21 protein-coding genes and 1 tRNA gene are annotated in these 21,272 nt (G+C 48.2%); 13 read left to right on the top strand and 9 right to left on the bottom strand.

The annotated features are described in order from the left end of the window. Positions 1-196: 196 nt before the first annotated feature. Positions 197-952 carry a hypothetical protein gene (locus tag JHL22_RS09840; RefSeq protein ID WP_200236591.1) on the top strand — a complete coding sequence of 252 codons (756 nt, stop codon included), beginning with the start codon at positions 197-199 and terminating at the stop codon, positions 950-952. Here JHL22_RS09840 and JHL22_RS09835 read toward each other — a convergent pair. Then, on the bottom strand, positions 949-1,380 hold the full coding sequence (locus JHL22_RS09835) for a PaaI family thioesterase (protein ID WP_200236589.1): 432 nt from the start codon (positions 1,378-1,380) through the stop codon (positions 949-951). The genes JHL22_RS09840 and JHL22_RS09835 overlap by 4 nt on opposite strands. Before the next feature lie 429 nt (positions 1,381-1,809). Here JHL22_RS09835 and JHL22_RS09830 point away from each other — a divergent pair, with 429 nt between their 5' ends. Continuing rightward, complete coding sequence (locus JHL22_RS09830; protein ID WP_200236587.1) at positions 1,810-2,061, top strand: hypothetical protein; 252 nt, start codon at positions 1,810-1,812, stop codon at positions 2,059-2,061. A 60-nt stretch (positions 2,062-2,121) separates the two neighbouring features. On the opposite strand, the gene JHL22_RS09825 is transcribed toward JHL22_RS09830, so the two are convergent. Beyond that, the gene (locus JHL22_RS09825; RefSeq protein WP_200236585.1) at positions 2,122-2,379 is read right to left on the bottom strand and encodes a hypothetical protein; all 258 of its coding nucleotides are present in this window, start codon (positions 2,377-2,379) and stop codon (positions 2,122-2,124) included. 123 nt (positions 2,380-2,502) lie between these two features. Further along, positions 2,503-2,874 (bottom strand): single-stranded DNA-binding protein, encoded by a 372-nt coding sequence (locus JHL22_RS09820; protein WP_200236583.1) that lies wholly within the window; start codon positions 2,872-2,874, stop codon positions 2,503-2,505. 528 nt (positions 2,875-3,402) lie between these two features. Between JHL22_RS09820 and JHL22_RS09815 the strand changes: the two genes are divergently transcribed. The 4 genes from JHL22_RS09815 to JHL22_RS09800 all read left to right on the top strand — a co-directional run bounded on the left by JHL22_RS09815 (position 3,403) and on the right by JHL22_RS09800 (position 6,932). Beyond that, the gene (locus tag JHL22_RS09815) at positions 3,403-3,642 is read left to right on the top strand and encodes a putative hemolysin (protein ID WP_234041226.1); all 240 of its coding nucleotides are present in this window, start codon (positions 3,403-3,405) and stop codon (positions 3,640-3,642) included. A 94-nt stretch (positions 3,643-3,736) separates the two neighbouring features. Beyond that, positions 3,737-3,973 (top strand): hypothetical protein, encoded by a 237-nt coding sequence (locus tag JHL22_RS09810; protein ID WP_200236578.1) that lies wholly within the window; start codon positions 3,737-3,739, stop codon positions 3,971-3,973. 462 nt (positions 3,974-4,435) lie between these two features. Next, entirely contained in the window at positions 4,436-6,463 is a 2,028-nt protein-coding gene (locus tag JHL22_RS09805; protein ID WP_200236575.1) for a DUF2849 domain-containing protein, read from the top strand. Then, the gene (locus JHL22_RS09800; RefSeq protein WP_200236572.1) at positions 6,447-6,932 is read left to right on the top strand and encodes a DUF934 domain-containing protein; all 486 of its coding nucleotides are present in this window, start codon (positions 6,447-6,449) and stop codon (positions 6,930-6,932) included. The genes JHL22_RS09805 and JHL22_RS09800 overlap by 17 nt, the downstream gene beginning before the upstream one ends. Before the next feature lie 818 nt (positions 6,933-7,750). Here the strand turns inward: JHL22_RS09800 and JHL22_RS09795 are convergent. The 6 genes from JHL22_RS09795 to purN form a co-directional block, all read right to left on the bottom strand. Continuing rightward, a tRNA-Val gene (locus JHL22_RS09795) sits at positions 7,751-7,827 on the bottom strand. A 78-nt stretch (positions 7,828-7,905) separates the two neighbouring features. Next, complete coding sequence (locus tag JHL22_RS09790; RefSeq protein WP_200236570.1) at positions 7,906-8,067, bottom strand: hypothetical protein; 162 nt, start codon at positions 8,065-8,067, stop codon at positions 7,906-7,908. 56 nt (positions 8,068-8,123) lie between these two features. After that, on the bottom strand, positions 8,124-10,391 hold the full coding sequence (locus JHL22_RS09785) for a UvrD-helicase domain-containing protein (RefSeq protein WP_200236567.1): 2,268 nt from the start codon (positions 10,389-10,391) through the stop codon (positions 8,124-8,126). Next, entirely contained in the window at positions 10,388-11,593 is a 1,206-nt protein-coding gene (locus JHL22_RS09780; protein ID WP_200236565.1) for a DesA family fatty acid desaturase, read from the bottom strand. Before JHL22_RS09780 ends, JHL22_RS09785 begins: the two co-directional genes overlap by 4 nt. Positions 11,594-11,865: 272 nt before the next feature. After that, a complete protein-coding gene (locus tag JHL22_RS09775; protein WP_200236562.1) occupies positions 11,866-13,440 on the bottom strand; it encodes a class I SAM-dependent methyltransferase in 1,575 nt (524 codons plus the stop codon). 5 nt (positions 13,441-13,445) lie between these two features. Further along, positions 13,446-14,108: a phosphoribosylglycinamide formyltransferase gene (purN, locus tag JHL22_RS09770; protein WP_200236560.1), complete on the bottom strand. Its 663-nt coding sequence runs from the start codon at positions 14,106-14,108 to the stop codon at positions 13,446-13,448. A gap of 47 nt (positions 14,109-14,155) precedes the next feature. Here purN and JHL22_RS09765 point away from each other — a divergent pair, with 47 nt between their 5' ends. From JHL22_RS09765 to dut, 7 genes are read left to right on the top strand one after another with little or no spacing between them, the layout of a single operon-like run. Further along, entirely contained in the window at positions 14,156-15,121 is a 966-nt protein-coding gene (locus JHL22_RS09765) for a bifunctional riboflavin kinase/FAD synthetase (RefSeq protein WP_200236557.1), read from the top strand. Then, positions 15,111-17,972, top strand: coding sequence for an isoleucine--tRNA ligase (gene ileS / locus JHL22_RS09760; protein WP_200236789.1), 2,862 nt, complete (start codon positions 15,111-15,113; stop codon positions 17,970-17,972). The genes JHL22_RS09765 and ileS overlap by 11 nt, the downstream gene beginning before the upstream one ends. Next, positions 17,965-18,477, top strand: a complete 513-nt coding sequence (gene lspA, locus JHL22_RS09755; protein ID WP_200236787.1) for a signal peptidase II — start codon at positions 17,965-17,967, stop codon at positions 18,475-18,477. The genes ileS and lspA overlap by 8 nt, the downstream gene beginning before the upstream one ends. Further along, positions 18,474-19,670 carry a bifunctional phosphopantothenoylcysteine decarboxylase/phosphopantothenate--cysteine ligase CoaBC gene (coaBC, locus tag JHL22_RS09750; RefSeq protein ID WP_200236555.1) on the top strand — a complete coding sequence of 399 codons (1,197 nt, stop codon included), beginning with the start codon at positions 18,474-18,476 and terminating at the stop codon, positions 19,668-19,670. The genes lspA and coaBC overlap by 4 nt, the downstream gene beginning before the upstream one ends. Before the next feature lie 33 nt (positions 19,671-19,703). Next, a complete protein-coding gene (locus JHL22_RS09745) occupies positions 19,704-20,360 on the top strand; it encodes a DedA family protein (protein ID WP_200236552.1) in 657 nt (218 codons plus the stop codon). A 28-nt stretch (positions 20,361-20,388) separates the two neighbouring features. Continuing rightward, entirely contained in the window at positions 20,389-20,814 is a 426-nt protein-coding gene (locus JHL22_RS09740; protein ID WP_200236549.1) for a hypothetical protein, read from the top strand. Continuing rightward, positions 20,811-21,257 (top strand): dUTP diphosphatase, encoded by a 447-nt coding sequence (dut, locus tag JHL22_RS09735; protein WP_200236546.1) that lies wholly within the window; start codon positions 20,811-20,813, stop codon positions 21,255-21,257. The genes JHL22_RS09740 and dut overlap by 4 nt, the downstream gene beginning before the upstream one ends. The last annotated feature ends 15 nt before the right edge of the window (positions 21,258-21,272 follow it).

The following is a 21,272-nucleotide window of genomic DNA, read 5'->3' as shown; positions in this document are numbered from 1 at the left end:
GAGACTTACCTCACAAACCCGATCAAACAATAATAAATACCGCCAAATGGCGGTATTTATTATTGTACGCCCCCTGCTCAACATGATTAAATCGCATGCGATACCAAAAGGCGGCAATTGCCCCAAAGAATGATGAAACCGGCGTATGTGTCATCGACATACTTGTATAATTGCCGCATTAACAGAAAGGATACTGATGAAGTCAACCATCACAGAAGTCGAAGATATGGAAAACGAAGCCTTATTTTGTCCGGTAGCCACCACTACTTTTATAAAAAACATTAGTGATGATATTTATCCTTTGCTGGAGCTCGCTTCCAATGAACCGGACGCCACAGCGACTCCTTTGCTGAAATCCATTACCGTTTTACTTTGCAGCTATTGGAAAGCCTTTTGTTTTAACCTGGGTCAAGAGGCCTTTTACCAACTTGTAGACACGCTACCCTCAGCCACACAACTCCCCCTGCCCATAAAAAAGACCGTTGCACTGGATATATTAAACAATAAAGATGAACTGGCCGTCTGGTCACTGGCAGATAAACAATGGCGTGACCATGTTGCCAACCACTTCAATTACGATGCGTCCAACCAAATATTCAATACCTATCCTCCTGGCACCAGGCAGCTGAATCATTATTTCCAGCAACTAACCGGCATCGAACAGATTTCCGACTTCTGGCATTGGGAGAAAGATGAATATCCCTTTCTTCATTCAGCATGTTCGGTTGCACAAGCCTGTGAGGTTCATGAGCAACTCATGCTATTGCCAGAAGAAATCAGCAATCAGCAAAACATCAGTGACCTGAGCTACCATGCCGTTTGCGATTATTACGCCCATACCCTGGGGCTTGCCATAAAAACCCAAACAGCCATTAAAGCGCTGCTTGGAGTTAATGAAACTGACAATCTGAGCGACTCATCATCCACACCAGACTTTACCCACCGGGATTAAACAACATTTACCTGGCCTGATTGATTCTGAGCCGGAATGGCATAGGTGCCCACTGCATGCGCCACTGCCTGCCCGTCCCCTTCGGAGTAAATAAAAACATCTCCAACGGCAAGGGTTCTACCCAGCTTGATAAGCCTGCATTCAGCAATAAGATCTTTGTCTGAAGCGGGCTTTCTTAAAAATGACATATTAAGATTAGTGGTAACGGCCAAAGGCACAATCCCGATTTCGCCCAGAATGGCAACATATAAAGCAACATCGGCTGCCGTCATTAGCGAAGGTCCCGATACGCTTCCTCCTGGCCGCAGGTCTTCATGGCTTACCGGCCATCTTACTCTGGAAAACTTTTCTCCAACGCTTTCCACTATGCATTTATTCTGGGGAAAATCCTTTTTCAGGAAAGTGATAATTTCTACTTTTGAAGCCACGCCAAGATCTCCTGTATTTTTATAGATTGATCTAGACTGTACCCCAAATTCGACTTGCAGGAAAAATTTTGACAAAAAAAAACCAGGACTTATATAAGCCCTGGCAAAATTTACGCTAACAATGAAACGAATCACTGAGCCTGTAGTGTAGGACTTGCCATTATTTGTGTAAATCCCGCCATTTAATAAACATAAGATAGATCAAGATTCTTGCCCTAATTATATTGTTTTTGACAAAAAAGCCAACTTGACAAAAAATGATCTCTGCAAAACGTCAAATATTATTAATTTTATGACGTAAACAATGCAGTTCTGAAAATTTGATTTACATTCTTGCTTATTAACATAAATCAGGATTTGAGGATTTTTGCAGGCAATTGCAAGGCCTCATCACTCATTAGTGAATCAATATAATTCATAAGGTCAACGATGAAATTCACCCCCCTAGAACATACGATTACCTACTTCAATTTAAAAATAAATGTTCCTGAAGGGTACAAGTATCTTGCCATAGACAAAAATGGCACCTTATATGCTTATCTCAATAAACCAACATGGAATGCATCCACAACATCGTGGGTGCCCAACCTGCTTACCAACCAGCTTATGGAGTTTCTGACGCTGGGCGTTATTGAGTCAATGGATCTCGCACCCGAAGACAGTTTACTGAAAATTGGATAACGGCCAGACAGACCTGCCTGCCTGCCTGCCAAATATGAAAAATGGAAACCGCAAGTTTGATTAATCATCCAGCGGATTCGTTTCTGGGCGGAATGCAGCCCAACCACCATTTTTAATAATAAAAACGCGATCCTGTTCATCTAAAAACTGCTTAATGTAAGTCCGGAAAGTCGTACTGGTAAAATCGTCCAGCCTTACCCACCAAAATGATTTCAAGGCCCGTTGGGCCCCCAGGCGATCAAGCTCATCGTACAGCGCCAAATGTTTGTCTGCATTACCACTACTTAGATCAAATGCCAAAAAAAAAGTTACTGCCATTGATTTCCCCTCTTCATTAACCTAAAAGAGCCTCTCAAACAGCAAAGACTTATTCATTAAAGCACGTATTTTAGCCATAGAACATGACACCATTCTTTCTTTAGAAGAAAAATGTCATGACATTTAATGATCACCTTCAAAGTCATCATTAAAATCTTCCTGCCTGCCATGGTTTCTCATGCCCTGAACTTCATCACGCTTTCTTTTTACGTGATAGGCCGAGAGCACCGCATGCGCAACCATATCCAGAACCGGCCGGGGACCATCTTGAGAGTCCCATACCCTGGGTGTAAGCGACCCTGCAACCGAGACACTGTCACCATCCTGCAAGGCAAGTAACTGCGTGCAAGCCTGCTGGTTAAAACAGATAACATTTACAAATATAGTGTCCTGCTCTGTAGCCGCCCGTACCTTGGCCGTGACATAAGAGCCGTTTTTACCCTGGCCTTGCTTGGGTTGCCCAAATATTTTGCCGGCAATCAATCCATCAATCATTTTCAAATTCCATTTTGCTGAATAATTTATTATTATCACAAAACACGCTTAAGCAGTGAGTGTGAGTCTTTCGGGCATTATCATACCTGTTTTAATCTTCCCTATTTTCAATCTTGCCTGAAATAAAAACATAAAGACCTTAATAATTTCAACATAAAACAACCCCAAAACAAAACTTGATATCTATTTGCCGTTTTATTTAAAACCATCCATAAGACCTTGATTTATATCAACATAAAAAAACCACAAACACCCTTACAATGAAATCTACACCGTAGTCGGCTAACACCGATTTTTAAACGGACCATGACTTTCCATGTGTCCGTTTTTTTTATCCTGCTTTATCCTGCCTATTCTTTATTCCGCTCTCTTTACTTGCCGTTAAAACTTCCCTATTATTTTCATATATCAGCTTTTTTTCCGCATAACCGTTTTTCTTTCTGAACATCGCATCTTTTCATCCCCCAGCTTGTTCAGAAAGCCCGGTATTTAACCGTACATCAGGCAAGCCTGCATTGGGAATTTATGATGAAATTTACACGGTATCCTGTTTTTAGCGTATTGCTGCTTTCAGCATGTGCCGCTACTGCACCTATTGAAATGGCCAACCCGGCGTCAATGCTTTGCCAGCAAAAAGGCGGCAAAGTTATTATCATGCAAGGAAAAAATGGCCAATATGGGATTTGCCAATTCCCCGATGGCACACAAATTGAAGAATGGGAATTTTATCGCCAACATTATCAAGTCACTAAAGCCAATGAGCAGTAACAGGCCTGCTGCCTTTTAATGTTAAGCTTATAACACTCCATATTTTTTATCCTGCCATCATCCAGGCAGATTTCACTTTTTTAAAGAGGCACTTATGTCACGCTATATTTCTTACGAAAACATGGACGGCATCACAGAAAAGCTTACCTTGGACCCCAATGATTCCGTGCCGGAAAATATTGTTGAAATCAAAAAACTGTTAATGCAAAAACTGGATATTGATCCCACCGACCAAACCCCGGAATCTCCCAAAACCCCTGAAGAACTCATTGATGAAGCCTTGGATAACGCTAATATTCCAATATCTACCATCAAACTGGTTATTAATTAAGCCAAGTAGCGGTTTCAACCCGCCCGTTCCTTTTCTGGCTTAATAACACCTGGATAATGGCAGCCTTTAGTATTGCCATTATCCACCTTTGTTTCTAAAAAAGCATTCCCCTGGCACGCCCGCATGTGCTACATCTCTTTTTACCCAGCCTTTCACGCTTGCATATACTGCATGAAAAACAACAATCTGCAGCCTTACATCGTCACCGTAACCCCTATCCTGAAATACCCACCCCGCCGCAAAGCCCGTTAATACTTATTTATATCAAAAAAGTCTTTCTTTATAACTTCTTTATATATCAAGGGTATAGAGAAAGGCAGGAAAAATGTATAGAGTATAAATAAATTTTTATCTTTTACAGCATCATATGAATTTTAATTATATGCATATATGCTTATTTTTATATTTTTTTATGATGAATATGGGTATTGCAATGATATGTAGTGCTCAAGGAGTTTATAAATGAGCAATACGGCTGAATTGACACTTTTCTCGGCAAACCGCCTGCATGACGGAATTGTAGTCTGGCTGGGAGAAAACAATGAGTGGGTGCAAGAATTGCAGTCAGCCTCATTATTCAATCAAGAAAACATCGAAGCGGCACGTGACATCGCACAGCAGGCCAGCGACCATAATTTTGTTGTCGGTGTTCAAGAATTGCCGGCCATCCGGGAAAACAATATTCCCGTGCCCTGTGATTACAAAGAGCGCATCCGCAGCAAAGGCCCATCCGTGCGCCCCGATCTGGGCAAACAGTCCGGAGATGGCGAAAACGGCAACCCTGCCTTCAGCCAGACCCTGCAACCGCGCCAGGCCAACAGCAAGGCCGGCATTTACCAATATGATGACAATGAGCACGCGTTCCTGAAAAACCGCGCCCGTTTTTTTGGTGAGCAGGTGCAACGCCGTTTAAGCGGAGAGCTTACCGAGGATGAGTTCAAGACCTACCGTTTAATGAACGGCCTATATTTGCAATTGCATGCCTATATGCTTAGGGTAGCCATTCCTTATGGCACACTTAGCGCCGAACAATTAAAACAGCTGGCCTATGTAGCACGCACTTATGACAAGGGTTACGGCCATTTCACCACGCGCCAGAACATACAGTTCAACTGGATACGGCTGGACCAGGCTGCCGATGCCTTATCCGCCCTGGCCGATGTCGACTTGCACGCCATCCAGACCAGCGGCAATTGCATACGCAACGTGACCACCGACCAGTTTGCCGGTGCAGCTTTTGATGAAGATATTGACCCTCGTGTTTATGCGGAAATCCTGCGCCAGTGGTCTACCGACCATCCTGAATTTACCTATTTACCTCGCAAATTCAAGATTGCCATTACCGGCAGTGCCAATGACAGGGCTGCCATCCGGCTGCATGATATTGGCTTGCGGGTTCTGAAAAACGAAGCTGGCGAAACAGGTTTTGAAGTACACGCTGGTGGCGGCCTTGGCAGGACGCCTATTGTAGCCACCAAGGTAAGGTCATGGTTACCACAGCAAGATCTGCTTAAATATGTTGAAGCCATTGTCCGTGTTTACAATGCGCTCGGACGTCGTGACAACCTGTATAAGGCACGCATCAAAATCCTGGTCCGGGAACTGAAGCCAGAAAACTTTATCCGCATGATAGAGGAAGAATTTGACGCCCTGCCCGATGACCGCCCGCTGGTTAGCAATGAACTGGTTGAGCACTTTAATGCCCGCTTTGTGACGGCATCCTTCGAGGCAGGCAGCGGCAAATTTCCCGCATTTGAAGCGTCACTGGCAAACAATCCTGCCTTTGCCCGCTGGGTTAAACAAAATACTTACCCGCATAAGCAAGCCGCTTATATCAGCGCCGTCATTTCCCTGAAACCGCAAGGTGGGATTCCCGGTGATATGAGTGCCGATGAAATGGATCTGGTGGCCGGGCTGGCTGAAAAGTATTCCCTGAATGAAATCAGGGTCACGCACGAACAAAACCTGGTTCTGCCACACGTGAAAAAAGAAGACCTTTTCGAGGTTTGGCAAACACTGACCAACGCCAGTTTGGCAACCGACAACATCGGTCTGGTCACCGACATGATTGCCTGCCCTGGCATGGACTACTGCAGCCTGGCCAATGCCCGCTCTATTCCTGTCGCCCAAGAGATTGCGATCATGGTTCATAAAAAGAAAATTGAACATGATCTGGGCAAACTTACCCTGAACATTTCGGGTTGTATTAATGCGTGCGCCCATCACCACATTGCCAATATTGGCATTCTGGGCGTAGATAAAAACGGCCAGGAATTCTATCAAATCACGCTTGGCGGCTCTGCCGATGAAAACGCGGTGGTTGGCAAAATCCTGGGGTCTTCCGTTACGTTTGAAGACGTTCCTGTGGTGGTAGAAGAAATCATGAATATTTATCTTCGTGACCGCACCAACGATGAAACTTTCCTGCAGACCTATCACCGCATTGGCGCTGCACCCTTCAAGGAGGCACTTAATGTTGCTGGTAAATAAATTTGGAAAACCCGCCCAGGATCAATGGCAATATGTGGGTGCTGAAGATGCGCTTCCCGGTGATGGCAGCATTGCCATTACGGTAGACAGATGGGCAGAAATTGAAAACCTGCCAGTTCGCAAAGGAATATGGTTAAACCCTGGCGATAATGTGGCCGACATTGCCGGACTGTTGCCACAGGTAGAGCTGGTTCTGATTGATTTCCCGAAATTCAGGGATGGCCGGGGATTTACACAGGCCAAGCTGATTCGTGAACGGCATCAGTTTAAAGGTGAAATACGGGCCGGTGGCCATGTATTACCAGACCAGTTTACCGCCATGATTACTTGTGGGTTCAGTAGCGCAAAAGTCTCCAAAACCTTTCCTGAAGAGCGCTGGCTTGAAGCCGCCCAGCTTGCCGAATCACATAAAACCAGCACGGCACCAGGCAGCTTATTGAACAGGCTGGTTGGTGTTTATGGTTCATAGGATAAGGCTGCATAAGGGAAATTCTCATTAAGCAGGCGGATGTTGGGCTTAATTGTCAACCGTCCTGCCTAAATAAAAAAGGCTTGCATGCAAAATGGGCAAGCCTTTTTTCTGCCTTTCGCCCCTAACGTCGTCTGCTACGCCATCAGAACCTTCTGTAGCTACTTCTCATCCTTACGGATTGAGCCCGATTCAAACGCGCCGCTTCACGTTCAGCAAATGCTTCCTCTCCGGCTTCGTATGAGCCTTCATAGGAGCAATTCCCCCACCATCCACATTCACTCACGAGATTTGAAGATACCCGGTTTGTTGAAAAACAGCCCGACACAAGCGTGGCAAAAACCAATATGGAGGCAATTCGGTACAAATTTTGAATAGGCATCATTCTGACTTTAAAAAGTGATGTAAATTTTCATTTAACGTAGGCATAGGACAACTAAAATACTTAACCCGTCTTTTTTTCGGGTGGCTTTACTATACTTGCCAGTGCGTGCGTAACCTGCCTTATATTGTGGTTACCAGCTACTTCAATCCTTTGCTTCTGGTCTCAAACCATTCTGTACCGATGGCTTTAAAGCTGTTTTCGGCCTCAATCTCTTTTACCCGCTTTTCCACCTTCTTCTGGTAGCCGGGGTCAGTGCCATTGGGGTATCTCCATTAGGGGTATCAAGTTATACCCCCAAATGTACCCCCTAATGGGGGTATCTTCAAGTCCCCTTTTGTCTTAACTTATACCCCGTCCAGACAACAAAAAACCCCGTAAATGCTTGATTTATCGGGGTCTTGTCTTATTATTTCCTAGCTTGTCTTTAAGCATTTGGTAGGCGGTACTGGAGTCGAACCAGCGACCTCTACGATGTCAACGTAGCGCTCTAACCAACTGAGCTAACCGCCTTCAGGAAAGAATATAATTATATGCATCAACTATAACTCCGTCAACACTTCGTGCCAAAACAATTAAAAATCAGGCAGTTTATTTGGAAAATGTTGTTTTTTGGTTAGTATAACCAACACCAATATCCATAATGCCGTACATCTCTACTTTGGAACCGCTTAATGAAGCATTTTCGGAGCCGGCTGTGCAACCCGCCAAAAGCCCTAACAAACAGCATGACAGCAACAGTGTTCTCTTCATTTTCCACCTCGTTTCATAGGGGGCTCATAAAGCCCCCCCGTTAATTGGCACGCGAATCAGGCAATCACTTCCAGCTTGGCAATACCCAATGCCAGGGTTTTGGCACCGGCATTCTGGAAAATAATTTGTGCCTGAGCATCGTTACCTTGACCACTTAAATTAATAATGGTTCCATCACCAAACTTGGCATGACGCACACCTTGGCCAATTTTGAATTGTTGCTGCCCAACCTGCACACCACTGCTTACAGTACGTGACGCACGCGGTGCCATGATTCCGCTTTGGGGACGCCCAAAGGCATCACGCGGGTGGGACGTACCGCTTCCCCAGCTATTTTGGCTTGCACCATAAGTGGCAACCTTGGGTGTTAACCATTTAATGCAGGCTTCAGGGAGCTCATCCAGAAAACGTGAGCGAATGGAATAACGGGTTTGACCATGCAACATTCGACTTTGCGCCATGCTAATATACAGGCGCTCGCGGGCACGGGTAATGGCTACGTACATAAGACGGCGCTCTTCTTCAAGCCCGCCATCAGCCATCAGGCTGTTCTCATGCGGAAACAGCCCTTCTTCAACGCCGGTAATAAATACCACTTCAAACTCAAGACCTTTGGCGGCATGAATGGTCATTAGCTGGATGGCATCTTCTCCTGCCTTGGCCTGGTTATCGCCCGCTTCCAGTGAAGCATGAGATAAAAACGCGGCCAGCGGGGAAATGGCTTCCTGAAACATGATATCCGGGTCAACGGGAACAGGGGGTTCTACCGCCTTGCTGGCGGGCATCCCCTCGTAGTTTTCTTCAAGAGAAAACACGGTTGCCGCATTAATCAACTCACTTAAGTTCTCAAGGCGTTCCGCTCCCTCGCGCTCTTTTTCGTAATGCTCTTTTAATCCTGAGATTTCAATAACGTGCTGCACCAGTTCGGGTAAGGTAACGGTTTGCCCCACCTCGGCCATTTGCTTGATAAGTTGCACAAACGAGGCAAGATTGCCCCCCCCTTTTCCTGAAACCGCACCAATGGCATGCGCCATGCTGCAACCAATTTGACGTGAGGCATCGGTCAGGTTTTCAAGGGTACGGGCACCAATACCCCGAGTGGGAAAATTAACCACCCGCATGAAAGAGGTATCGTCACCCAAATTGGCCACCAGGCGCAGGTAAGCCAGCACATGCTTGACTTCCTGACGCTCGAAAAAGCGCAGGCCACCATAAACCTTGTAAGGAATCCGGGCTGAGAACAGGGCATGCTCTATCGTGCGCGACTGTGCGTTGCTGCGGTACAGGATGGCAATATCACGTCTTGCTCGCCCGTCATTAAGCAGTGCCTTGATCTCTTCCATCAGCCATTGCGATTCTTGCAAATCGGTGGGTTGCTCTATGATGCGCAAGGGTTCACCGGCACCACGGTCGGTCCACAGGTTTTTACCCATGCGATCATTGTTATGTTCAATCAAGGCATTGGCTGCATCCAGGATATTGCCATAAGAACGGTAGTTTTGCTCAAGCCGGATAATATTACCTTTGGCGTAATCACGCTCGAAAGCGGTCATATTACCCACATTGGCACCACGAAATGCGTAGATGGACTGGTCATCATCACCCACGGCAAACATTGAGGCCTCTTGACCGGCAAGCAGACAAAGCCACTTGTACTGCAGGTCATTGGTGTCCTGAAATTCGTCTACCAGGATATGTTTGAAGCGGCGCTGGTAGTGTTCACGAACCGGCGCATTTCTGGCCAGCAATTCATAGGCACGCAACAGCAGTTCGGCAAAATCAACCACCCCTTCACGCTGACATTGTTCCTGGTATAGCTGATAAATATCCACCATCCGCTGGCGATGCGCATCCCATACTTCCATGGTTTCAGGACGCTCACCCTTTTCCTTGGCCGCATTGATAAAACGCTGCATCTCTTTGGCCGGAAATTTCTCATCATCGATATTGCCGGTTTTAATCAGGCGTTTGATGGCCGACAGCTGGTCTGCCGTATCAAGAATTTGAAACCCCTGAGGCAAGCCGGCATCACGGTAATGGGTACGCAAAAGGCGGTTGCACAAGCCATGAAAAGTGCCTATCCACATGCCCCGGGCATCAATGGGCAACATGCCCGTTAAACGGGCAAGCATTTCCTTGGCGGCTTTATTGGTAAATGTGACGGCCAGCAAGCCATAAGGTGAAACCTGGCCCGTTTGAATGAGCCAGGCCATGCGAGTAGTGAGAACCTTGGTTTTACCACTTCCGGCGCCTGCCAGAACCAGCGCGTACCGCGCTGATGACGTTACCGCAGTACGCTGTTCGGGATTGAGCTGATCAATCATGCCGCGTAACGTTTCAGGCGCAATGCGAATTGCTCAAGACCCTGAATACCACTTTGCTGGGCTTGCTGACACCAGGCCTGCAAGTCTTGCAACAGTTGTTCACTGCTTGCCGTAGAGCTTGCCCAAACACGCGTAAGATCATCACGCATAGTCACCAGGGTTGCCAGGACTTTATTCTGGGACAGCGCGTTCTCAAGCTCTTCTTTTTCAGTTGGCTTCAGGGACTGCTCTGCCTGGGTAATGCGATCTGCAACCGATTTCAGCAAGGCTGCCTGCTGGATACTAAGGCTGTCCTTTACACCTTTAAGGCGCTCAATTTCTGCCTGGGCCGCCTGTTTAAGCAAATCTGCATAGCGGGTCATGATTTCATAACGGTGAGTGATCACGCCTTGCAGGGTTTTTTCAGTGACCAGATCAGGCTTTTGTTCAAGTTTTAATTTAGGGGCCACTTTACGCACTTTGGCCAGGCCCACATAACTCATTAGCTTGATATACAGCCAGCCAATGTCAAACTCATACCACTTGCTGGAAAACTTGGCCGATGTACCATAAGCATGGTGGTTATTGTGCAGTTCTTCGCCCCCAATAATAATGCCAATCGGGAACAGGTTTGTACTGGTATCCGGGCTGGAAAAATTACGATAACCAATATAGTGGCCCAGGCCGTTTACCACACCGGCCGCCCAGAATGGGATCCAGGCCATTTGCACGGCCCAGACCGCCAAACCGGCAGCCCCAAATAACAACACGTCTACAATCAAGGTCAAAATAATACCCAAGCCGGAATGACGAGTGTAGATATTACGCTCAAGCCAGTCATCGGGGGTTCCGTGACCGTAACGTTTGAGGGTTTCCTCATTGGCAGATTCTTCACGGTACAGCTCTGCCCCTTGCCACATTACTTTTTCTATGCCATACACAACAGGCGAATGCGGATCACCTTCTTTCTCGCATTTTGCATGGTGTTTGCGATGAATGGCCACCCATTCCTTGGTAACCATACCGGTGGTAAGCCACAACCACAAGCGGAAAAAATGAGAAATAATGGGATGAAGATCCAGACCACGATGAGTCTGGTTGCGATGCAGAAAAACAGTGACTGCAACAATGGTGATATGCGTAAGAACCAGCGTGACAAGAATAACTTGCCACCAGGACAGTTGCAATAAACCACCCGCCACAAAATTAAGAATATTATCCATAAACCTTACCAGGTCTCCTAAAAACGTTTGCTTCAGTGTTCAGGATTGGAATGACATACAGAAAAAAAGTTCTGTTCCAGCCCTGGTTACTTGCTTCAGATGATTACCATCATGCTGAAAAAATATGATTGTACAAATCTATTAAAAGAATTAAAAAACCTAATAACAGATTGATTTGATTAATGAATCATTATTGCATGTTTATAAATGCAACGCAAAAAAAATGACTAATTTCCATTCTGTCGAGATGGAAATCAGCCATTTTAAATTACTTACGACGACAGCTTATCTTTTACAGACTTGTCTTTGTTTGCGCTTATTGTTTCAGTTGCTTCTGTCACAGTTGCTTCTGGTGAGGTTGCTTCGGTTGCCGTTTCTGCAATTTCACTACTTGCCACAGCTTCTTCCGTTTCCGCCGTTTCATTAGAGACAGCCGCCACATCTTCGCTTGACGCTTTCGCAACAGAAACCTTTTCAGCGGCCTCTTTTTTTACAGCTACCTCGTCTTTTTTCCGGCGTTCAAGCACTGCAGCAAAAAAGCCGTCTGTACCGTGAACATCCGGACGCAGGTGAAGGTATTCATTTTCCATGACCAGATTGGGGCAACGATCTCCCAGCACCTCATTCACATGAAGCAGTGTAAAGTCCGGGTGGTTTTGCAAGAACTGCTCAATCTGCTGCTCGTTTTCCTCGGGCAGAACACTGCAGGTTGAATAAACCAGGCGTCCACCGGGCGCAACGCAACGCGAAGCGCTGACCAAAATACTTGCCTGCATGGCCGTCAATTCAGCCACATCTTTGGGTGACTGCCGCCACTTCAGGTCTGGGTTGCGACGCAAAGTACCCATCCCGGTACACGGTGCATCGACCAGCACACGATGCGCCTTACCAGCCAAACGTTTAACGCGGGCATCGTTTTCACTGGTAATCACAACCGGGGTAACATTGGACAGGCCACTGCGGGCAACGCGTGGCTTGGCTTTTGCCAAACGCCCCGCTGACACATCAAAAGCGTAAAGGCGACCGGTTGAACGCATAAGCGCACCCAACAGAAGGGTTTTACCACCCGCCCCCGCACAAAAATCGATCACCATCTCGCCCCGACGCGGGCTAACCAGCATCCCCAGGATTTGGCTACCTTCATCCTGCACTTCCAGTGAGCCGTTTTCAAACAAAGGCCAGCGATTAATGGCCGGCTTCCCTTTCAGGCGTATACCCCATGGGGAATACGGGGTGGGCTGTGGCTCGAACGGCTCTGCCGGTGAATCTTTGAAAGCGGCCAGCACCGTTTCACGGTCGGTCTTGAAACTATTAACGCGCAAATCAAGGGGCGCCTTTTCATTAAGGGCGGCAATCAGGGACTCGGCATTGTCAAGCTTGCTGAAGTACTCATATAACCAATCAGGCAGGCTGCCCCGAACGGCAGGTGACAAGGCATTCTGGTCTATGGTTTGCAAATGCTCAAGCCAGGCATTTTCATCTTCGGTAATGACAGCCCGGATGGCGTCGTGCCCCAGGGTTGAAGACAGTCCCAGAATAGCCAAACGTTGCAACGATGAACCAACGCCACTTTCGGAAAATTGCCGATAACGGCGCAGGTTGCGAAGAATGTCATAGACGGCTTCGGCCACTTCGGCACGATCACGACTACCCAGCGACTTGTTCATTCGAAACCAGGCAGACAATACCGAATCTGCCGGGAACTTCCATTTTTGCACTTCGGCAAAAACCGTTTTAACCTGTTCTATGCGTACGGCATAAACCGGCGTTTTAACAAACGGTTTTTCAGGGCCTTTTTTTCTGCCGGCAGAACCCTGCCGGTTGCGTGAGGTGGCACTTGATCTCATTTTAATTATCCTTTTTCTGAAAACATGAACAGTGAGGGCACTTCACGTTTATAAATAACCTTGCCATTATCGCCCAGTTCTACGATATCTTCTGCCAAATAGCCCACCACGGCAGGAAACATTATGTGCTCCATACCCAGAACCCGTTGCGCCAGCGCATCCGCGCTATCTGTTTTCAGCACCGGCACTGCCGACTGGGCAATAATAGGACCATGATCCAGTACGGGCGTCACAAAATGAATCGTGCACCCGTGTAACAATACGCCGGCATCCAGGGCTTGCTGGTGCGTATCCAGTCCGGGAAAGGATGGCAACAGGGAGGGATGGATATTAATCAGTCGACCGTGGTAATGACGCACGAATTTTTCGGTAAGGATGCGCATGAAACCGGCCAGCAATACATAATCAGGCTGATGGGTGTCAATAATTTCCTGCAGGGCTTGATCAAATGATTCGCGCGAATCATAATCCTTGTTCAGGATTTCGTGTACATTAATACCCTGCTCTTTGGCCCATTCAAGGCCCTTGCTGTTCCTTGAGTGGGAAATAACAGCCGCAACATGAATATCAGGCCGGTTTTTGGCCATAGTAACAATAGCCTGCATATTCGAACCACGGCCCGAAATCAGCAGAACAAAACGTTTGGGTGATTGATTTACAACAGTCACAGCATAACTTCCTTCTTAATGAAGCGTAAAATTGTAAACTGTTATTCGTGAAAAATACTATTAATCTTTATCGTAATGCTTTCCCCGCTTCCCAACAACGGGAAAGCGCGCTCACCATTGGCAACTTCGATGGGGTCCATCTGGGGCACCAGCGCCTGCTTGAGCGCGTCGTCCAGGTAGCCGAGCAAAAAAAACTGGTTCCCTCGGTCATGACATTTTTGCCACACCCCAGGGAATACTTTGCCTTTCGCGAACAGCGCCCCGAACTGGCCCCCACACGCATTTCACCCCTGCGCGATAAAATTACCGCACTGGCCGATGCCGGCATAGAACAGGTTTTCCTGAACCGTTTCAATCAACAATTTGCCACCCTTAGTGCCGAACAGTTCATTGAAGATATTCTGGTACGCCGATTGAAAACAAAATGGCTGTACGTAGGCGTTGACTTTCGTTTTGGCAAAAAACGCAGCGGTAATATTGCACTATTGCGCGATGCCTCTTCCCACTTCGGTTTTGAAGTGGAAACACTTGAAGATGTACTGGATAAACAAAACCAGCGCTATTCAAGCACCGAGCTGCGCAATGCACTGGCTTTTGGCGATCTTGATCGCGCCAACAGTTATCTGGGGCGTCCGTATGAAATCAGTGGTCATGTCATTCACGGCAAAAAACTGGGCCGCACTATCGGCTACCCAACCCTAAACCTGCGTGCCATGCCGCGTTGTGCCTTACGTTCGGGCATTTATGTGGTTTCCGTCAAGGGCCTTGACGGGCAACTGTTACCCGGGATTGCAAGCCTGGGCGTACGGCCTACCGTCGAATCCGACGGCAAAGTATTGCTCGAAGTGCATATTCTGGATAAAACCGTATCGGCATACGGTAAACTTATTACTGTCTCATTCCTGCACTATGTGCGGGACGAAGAAAAATTTCCCAATTTACCCACAATGATCGATGCCATCCGTAACGATGAGCGCATCGCTCGTAACTATTTTGCTGTCCATGGACTATAAAAACACTTTAAATTTGCCCGAAACATCTTTCCCTATGCGTGGAAATCTGCCTAAACGCGAACCTGAATGGGTTAAACAATGGGAAGAAAATAAAGTTTACGAAGCTATTCGCGAGGCCAGCAAAGGCCGTCCAACGTTTATTTTGCATGACGGCCCGCCGTATGCCAACGGTGATATTCATATTGGCCACGCGGTTAACAAAATCCTTAAAGACATCATTCTAAAAAGCCGCAACATGGCTGGTTACGATGCCCCTTACGTCCCCGGCTGGGACTGCCATGGCATGCCCATCGAGATCCAGATCGAGAAAAAATTCGGCAAACACCTGCCTGTGGCCGAAGTGCAAGCCAAGGCCCGTGCCTATGCTTATGAACAAATAGACCGCCAGCGTAAAGATTTCAAACGCCTGGGCGTGCTGGGCGAGTGGGACAACCCTTACCTCACCATGAATTTTGCCAACGAGGCCAATGAAATCCGTGCCCTGGCCGATATTCTGGACAAAGGTTATATTTTCCGTGGACTCAAGCCCGTCAACTGGTGCTTTGACTGTGGCTCTGCCCTGGCCGAAGCCGAGGTTGAATACCAGGATCGCAAAGATCCGGCGATTGATGTTGCCTTCCCGTTTGCTGAAAAAGACAAACTGGCTAAAGCCTTCAATCTGGACCGTATTGACGACGGTGCCGTGGTTATCTGGACCACCACGCCCTGGACGATTCCGTCCAACATGGCACTTAACATCCACCCCGAGCTAGAATACTCGCTGGTGCGTGTTACGCCATCCCTGCCCACAGGGCCGTTGCTGCTGCTGGCCACAGACCGCGTAGAAGCCTGCCTTGCCGCCTGGGAACTGGAAGGCTCCATTGAAGCCAGCTGCCTGGGTGCAGCACTTGATCACATTGCTTTTCATCACCCCCTGTACCAGGTCGACGCCGGTTATGACCGCCTGTCTCCCATGTATCTGGGTGACTACGTTACCGTAGATGCCGGTACCGGTATTGTTCACTCTGCCCCTGCTTACGGTATTGAAGACTTTATCTCCTGCAAAGCCAATGGCATTAAAGACGATGACATTATCGGTCCGGTCATGGCCGATGGCAAATACGCCAGCAGTCTGCCTTTGTTTGGCGGCCTGTCCATTTGGGATGCCAACCCGAAAATTGTAGAAACCATGAAACAGGCTGGCGCACTTATTAAAGTCGAGCCCCTGAAGCATAGCTACATGCATTGCTGGCGTCACAAAACCCCAGTTATTTACCGCGCCACCAGCCAATGGTTTGCCGGCATGGACCGCCAGCCTAACGACGGCTCGGCTACCCTGCGTGAAAAAGCCCTGGCTGGCGTTGAGGCCACCAGTTTTTATCCGGCATGGGGTCGTGCACGCCTGCACGCCATGATTGCCAACCGCCCCGACTGGACCTTGTCACGTCAACGCCAATGGGGTGTGCCCATGGCCTTCTTCGTCCACAAGGAAACCGGCGAACTCCATCCACGCAGTGTAGAGTTACTGGAGCTGGTGGCCCAACGGGTTGAAAAAGAAGGCATCGAAGCCTGGCAATCGCTGGACCCCAAAGAACTGCTGGGTGAAGAAGCCGATCAATACGAAAAAAATCGTGATACCCTTGACGTCTGGTTTGATTCGGGCACTACGCACTTTACCGTCATGGGTGGCAAAAATCACGTTTGCAACGGTTCTCATGCAGATACCCTGCGCTGGCCGGCAGACTTATATCTTGAAGGCTCCGACCAACACCGTGGCTGGTTTCACTCTTCCTTGCTAACATCTTCAATGATGTTTGGCCAGCCCCCCTACAAGGGCTTGCTAACCCATGGCTTTGTGGTCGATGGCCAGGGCCGGAAGATGAGCAAATCAGTCGGTAACGTGATTGCCCCACAAAAAGTTTCCGACTCTTTAGGTGCTGAAATCATCCGCCTGTGGACGGCCGCCACCGACTATTCCGGAGAACTGTCCATCTCTGACCAGATTCTCAAGCGCGTGGTTGAAAGCTATCGTCGCATTCGCAATACCCTGTGCTTCCTGCTGGGCAACCTGAATGATTTTGACGCCGCCAAAGATATGGTCAGCCTTGAGCAAATGTTTGAGGTAGACCGCTATGCGCTGGCTTTTACCAAAACCATGCAAGATGAGGTACTGGCGAATTACCAAGCGCTTAATTTTCACCCTGCAGTGGCAAGGTTGCAGATTTTCTGTTCGGAAGACCTGGGTGCATTTTACCTAGATACCCTGAAAGACCGTTTATACACCAGCGGCAAAGACAGCCTGGCACGTCGTTCTGCACAAACCGCCCTGCTGCATATTACCTACAGCCTGCTTAAACTAATGGCTCCTATCCTGTCGTTTACGGCAGAAGAAGCCTGGGCAGTTCTGCGCGAATCCACCCTGAAAAACACCGACCTGGCCAATGGCATGACCATCTTTACCGAGGTTTACCATGATATTCCAGTACCGGCAGACAGTGATTCATTAAACGCCAAATGGTCTCGCCTGCTTGAAATCAGGGCCGACCTGAACAAACAGCTTGAAGACTTGCGCAGTGCCGGCCAGATTGGCTCCGCCCTGCAGGCCGAGGTAGATATATATGCCAGTGAACAGGACCTGGCCTGGTTGCAAAGCCTGGACGATGACCTGCGCTTCATTTTCATTGTTTCCCGGGCAACCGTGCATGCGGCAAACGGAGAACTCCGTTTTGAAATTGCACCGTCTGAGCATGAGAAGTGTGAGCGTTGCTGGCACTACCGTGAAGATGTAAACAGCCACCCGGAGCACCCTGGTATTTGTTCCCGCTGTGTTGACAACCTGCATGGTGATGGCGAGGCCCGTGAGTATGCCTGACCCGCATGACAACAAGCAACCTGTTGCCTATGGCATATGGGTTGCCTGTGCCTTTTTCCTGATTATTATAGACCAGGCCAGCAAACTGTATTTTGAACACAATTTTGACTATCTGGAAAGACAGAATATCCTGCCTTTCTTTGATTTCATTCTGGTTTACAACCAGGGCGCTGCTTTCAGCCTGTTTGCCGATGGCGGCGGCTGGCAACGTTGGTTCTTCCTGGTTCTAGGTCTGGGCGCTACCGGGTTTATTCTGTATTTGTTAAAAAAACATAAAGCACAAACGTTCTTTTGTTTTTCCCTTACCCTTATCATGGCCGGTGCGCTGGGCAATGTCATCGATCGCGTAGCCTACGGCCATGTTATTGATTTTCTTTTGTTTTATTGGGGTAATGCCTATTTCCCCGCCTTCAATGTCGCGGATATTTGTATTACCATAGGGGCTGTCTTTCTCATTCTTGATGAGATCCTTCGTATTCGTCGTACCAAACAAGAGCAAGCATGAATCCAGACCTTTCCGGCAAACGCATCGTATTGGGTATTACAGGTGGCATTGCCTGCTACAAGGCGGCAGAGCTTACCCGCCGGCTAATGGATCACGGTGCCCATATTACCGTGGTCATGACTGATGCCGCTACGCAATTCGTCACCCCCACCACCTTTCAGGCCCTGTCGGGAAACCCGGTATATACCGAAACGCTGGACGCCCGCATGGCCAATAGCATGGCGCATATTAATTTAAGCCGCCAAGCCGATGCCATTATTATCATACCGGCCAGTGCCGACTTCATTGCAAAACTCAGTCATGGCCTGGCCGATGACCTGCTTTCCACCCTGTGTCTGGCTAAAGGCAATTGCCCCCTTATTGTGGTGCCGGCCATGAACCGGGAAATGTGGGCGCACCCGGCAACCCAGCGCAATATACAACAGCTGTTGCACGACAACACTGCTGTTTGGGGGCCTGGCAGTGGCTCACAGGCTTGCGGCGAAACTGGCAGTGGCCGCATGCTTGAACCCCATGAAATCGTGAATGAAACCATCTCATTTTTTCAGGAAAAGCTGTTACGTGGCAAATGCGTGTTAATTACCGCTGGCCCCACGGCCGAGCCCATTGATCCGGTTCGCATGATTACCAACCGCTCCTCCGGCAAAATGGGTTACGCCATTGCCCGTGCGGCACGCGAAGCCGGTGCGCGGGTTATCCTGGTTTCCGGCCCAACCGCGCTTGAATCCCCCTATGATGTGCAGCGCATATCCGTTACCACCGCCCGGCAAATGCATGAACAGGTTATGCAACATGCCCATGATGCCGACATTTTCATCTCGGTCGCCGCTGTTGCCGACTGGCATGTCAGCAACTTCCAGGAAAACAAAATCAAGAAAACCGACAATACCGGTATGGATCTTGAATTTGCCCCCAACCCAGACATTCTTGCCTTGGTTGCCGCCCTTGAAAATGGCCCATGGTGCGTTGGTTTTGCGGCAGAAACAGAAAACCTGCTGGAATATGCCGAAAGCAAACGACAACGTAAAAACATACCCTTGCTGGTAGGCAATCTGGCGCAGGATGTCATGGATGCCGATTCCACCACTATGGTTCTGTTTGAAGAAAGCGGCCATCAACAATTGCCCACCCTGCCCAAACTGGCTGCTTCACGCCAGTTGGTTAAACATATTGCCCTGAAACTGTCGGCATAAAGGCCCTTTTTCAGGATCAACCGGTAAATTTTCATGGATCAGCTGCTTCAACAGGTCATTACATTCATCCAGGACAACCAGGTCTGGGCAGGCCCCATTATTGCCTTGCTAACCTTTGGCGAGTCCATGCTTATTATTGGCCTGGTCATTCCGGCCACAGCCATTTTGCTGGCAACCGGCACCCTGATCGGTTCAGAGGTACTATCACCCTGGCCCATCATAATCTGGGGAATAGCGGGCGCCATATTGGGTGACGCCCTTTCCTACTGGATCGGACGCTGGTTTGGCATGGATATCACCCGTAAGTGGCCCCTGAACCAGCACCGGAAAATGATTGCCCGTACAAGACTGTTTTTTTATAAATATGGCGTCTTATCGGTTTTTCTGGGTCGCTTCATGGGGCCTATACGATCTACGATCCCTGCGGTTGCAGGTATCATGAACATGTCGCATCTGCGATTTCAAATCGCCAATGTTACCTCTGCCATCATCTGGATGCCAATTATGGTCATGCCCGGGTATCTGGGTGCCAAAGGTGCCGAGGCCATTTCAGACTCTCATGGTGCAGGCGGCGGAACCACCTTGTTAATTGGTACACTATTATCAGTGGTTGCCGGTGTTTGGCTGGTTTATTCACTCATGAAAAAACCACCTGAAAAAATCAAAAAAGGAAAGAACCAAAACAGCTAGCTTACATTAACAAGGCAAAGGAAGCATCATGTTGAAAAGCTATGATAGCCCCAAAAATGGAGACTATGTCTCCTACATTGAAGCGCTGGTAAAGCAATCTTCCATGTCTTCCGCCACACAAAACAAGGCTGATGACATTTTCCAGAGTTCCCCTGGCAATTTCCCCGATGATGACACTTTCCCGTCAGACATACCGGTAAAACCCAGCACCTATACTTTGCCGCCCACCGAAAAAACAGCGGATAAAAAGCGTTCAGCCACCTACACAGCCTCTGCTTTCAATAAAAATATCAGAAGATTTTTCTTCCTGATTTTTCTGATGGCTTTTCTGGGCTCCATTCTTGCCAAGTCCGATGGTCAAGGGGCAATTGTATTACTTATCATTGTTGCCATTGCCCTGTTCCGGTTCATGGCATCCGTTTTCAAATCCACTAAATCCAACAGGAAAAAATGAAAATAGACCTGAAAATTCTTGATGAACGAATCCGTTCACAATTGCCCGCCTATGCAACCGGTGGCTCTGCCGGCCTTGATCTGCGTGCCTGTCTTGATGAAGCTATTACCCTGGCACCGGGCCAGACCACTTTGATCCCCACGGGTTTATCCATTTATATCAATAACCCGAACTATGCCGCCGTTATCTTGCCACGCTCCGGGCTTGGCCATAAACATGGCATCGTGCTTGGCAATCTGGTTGGCCTTATTGATTCCGACTACCAGGGGCAACTCATGGTTTCAACCTGGAATCGTGGCCAAACCGATTTTATTATTTCCCCCATGGAGCGCATTGCCCAATTAGTGGTGGTGCCTGTCCAGCAAGTAGAATTCAATATTGTCGATGAGTTTGAAGACAGTGATCGCGGCACCGATGGTTTTGGCAGTACCGGCCGCCGTTAATTTTTTTACAAGGAC

The organism is Advenella mandrilli, from assembly GCF_016595155.1.
Taxonomy (GTDB): Bacteria; Pseudomonadota; Gammaproteobacteria; order Burkholderiales; family Burkholderiaceae_B; genus Advenella; species Advenella mandrilli.
The sequence above is the reverse complement of the archived record's forward strand: the minus strand, read 5'-3'. Positions and strand labels throughout refer to the sequence as shown.

Coding starts and splice junctions, on each gene's coding strand:
- JHL22_RS09740 (WP_200236549.1), top strand. CDS start 20,389: ATGTTGAAAAGCTATGATAGCCCCAAAAATGGAGACTATGTCTCCTAC.
- JHL22_RS09810 (WP_200236578.1), top strand. CDS start 3,737: ATGTCACGCTATATTTCTTACGAAAACATGGACGGCATCACAGAAAAG.
- JHL22_RS09830 (WP_200236587.1), top strand. CDS start 1,810: ATGAAATTCACCCCCCTAGAACATACGATTACCTACTTCAATTTAAAA.
- coaBC (WP_200236555.1), top strand. CDS start 18,474: ATGAATCCAGACCTTTCCGGCAAACGCATCGTATTGGGTATTACAGGT.
- JHL22_RS09815 (WP_234041226.1), top strand. CDS start 3,403: ATGAAATTTACACGGTATCCTGTTTTTAGCGTATTGCTGCTTTCAGCA.
- lspA (WP_200236787.1), top strand. CDS start 17,965: ATGCCTGACCCGCATGACAACAAGCAACCTGTTGCCTATGGCATATGG.
- JHL22_RS09825 (WP_200236585.1), bottom strand. CDS start 2,379: ATGGCAGTAACTTTTTTTTTGGCATTTGATCTAAGTAGTGGTAATGCA.
- dut (WP_200236546.1), top strand. CDS start 20,811: ATGAAAATAGACCTGAAAATTCTTGATGAACGAATCCGTTCACAATTG.
- ileS (WP_200236789.1), top strand. CDS start 15,111: ATGGACTATAAAAACACTTTAAATTTGCCCGAAACATCTTTCCCTATG.
- JHL22_RS09805 (WP_200236575.1), top strand. CDS start 4,436: ATGAGCAATACGGCTGAATTGACACTTTTCTCGGCAAACCGCCTGCAT.
- JHL22_RS09790 (WP_200236570.1), bottom strand. CDS start 8,067: ATGAAGAGAACACTGTTGCTGTCATGCTGTTTGTTAGGGCTTTTGGCG.
- JHL22_RS09775 (WP_200236562.1), bottom strand. CDS start 13,440: ATGAGATCAAGTGCCACCTCACGCAACCGGCAGGGTTCTGCCGGCAGA.
- JHL22_RS09820 (WP_200236583.1), bottom strand. CDS start 2,874: ATGATTGATGGATTGATTGCCGGCAAAATATTTGGGCAACCCAAGCAA.
- JHL22_RS09785 (WP_200236567.1), bottom strand. CDS start 10,391: ATGATTGATCAGCTCAATCCCGAACAGCGTACTGCGGTAACGTCATCA.
- JHL22_RS09745 (WP_200236552.1), top strand. CDS start 19,704: ATGGATCAGCTGCTTCAACAGGTCATTACATTCATCCAGGACAACCAG.
- JHL22_RS09840 (WP_200236591.1), top strand. CDS start 197: ATGAAGTCAACCATCACAGAAGTCGAAGATATGGAAAACGAAGCCTTA.
- JHL22_RS09800 (WP_200236572.1), top strand. CDS start 6,447: ATGTTGCTGGTAAATAAATTTGGAAAACCCGCCCAGGATCAATGGCAA.
- JHL22_RS09780 (WP_200236565.1), bottom strand. CDS start 11,593: ATGGATAATATTCTTAATTTTGTGGCGGGTGGTTTATTGCAACTGTCC.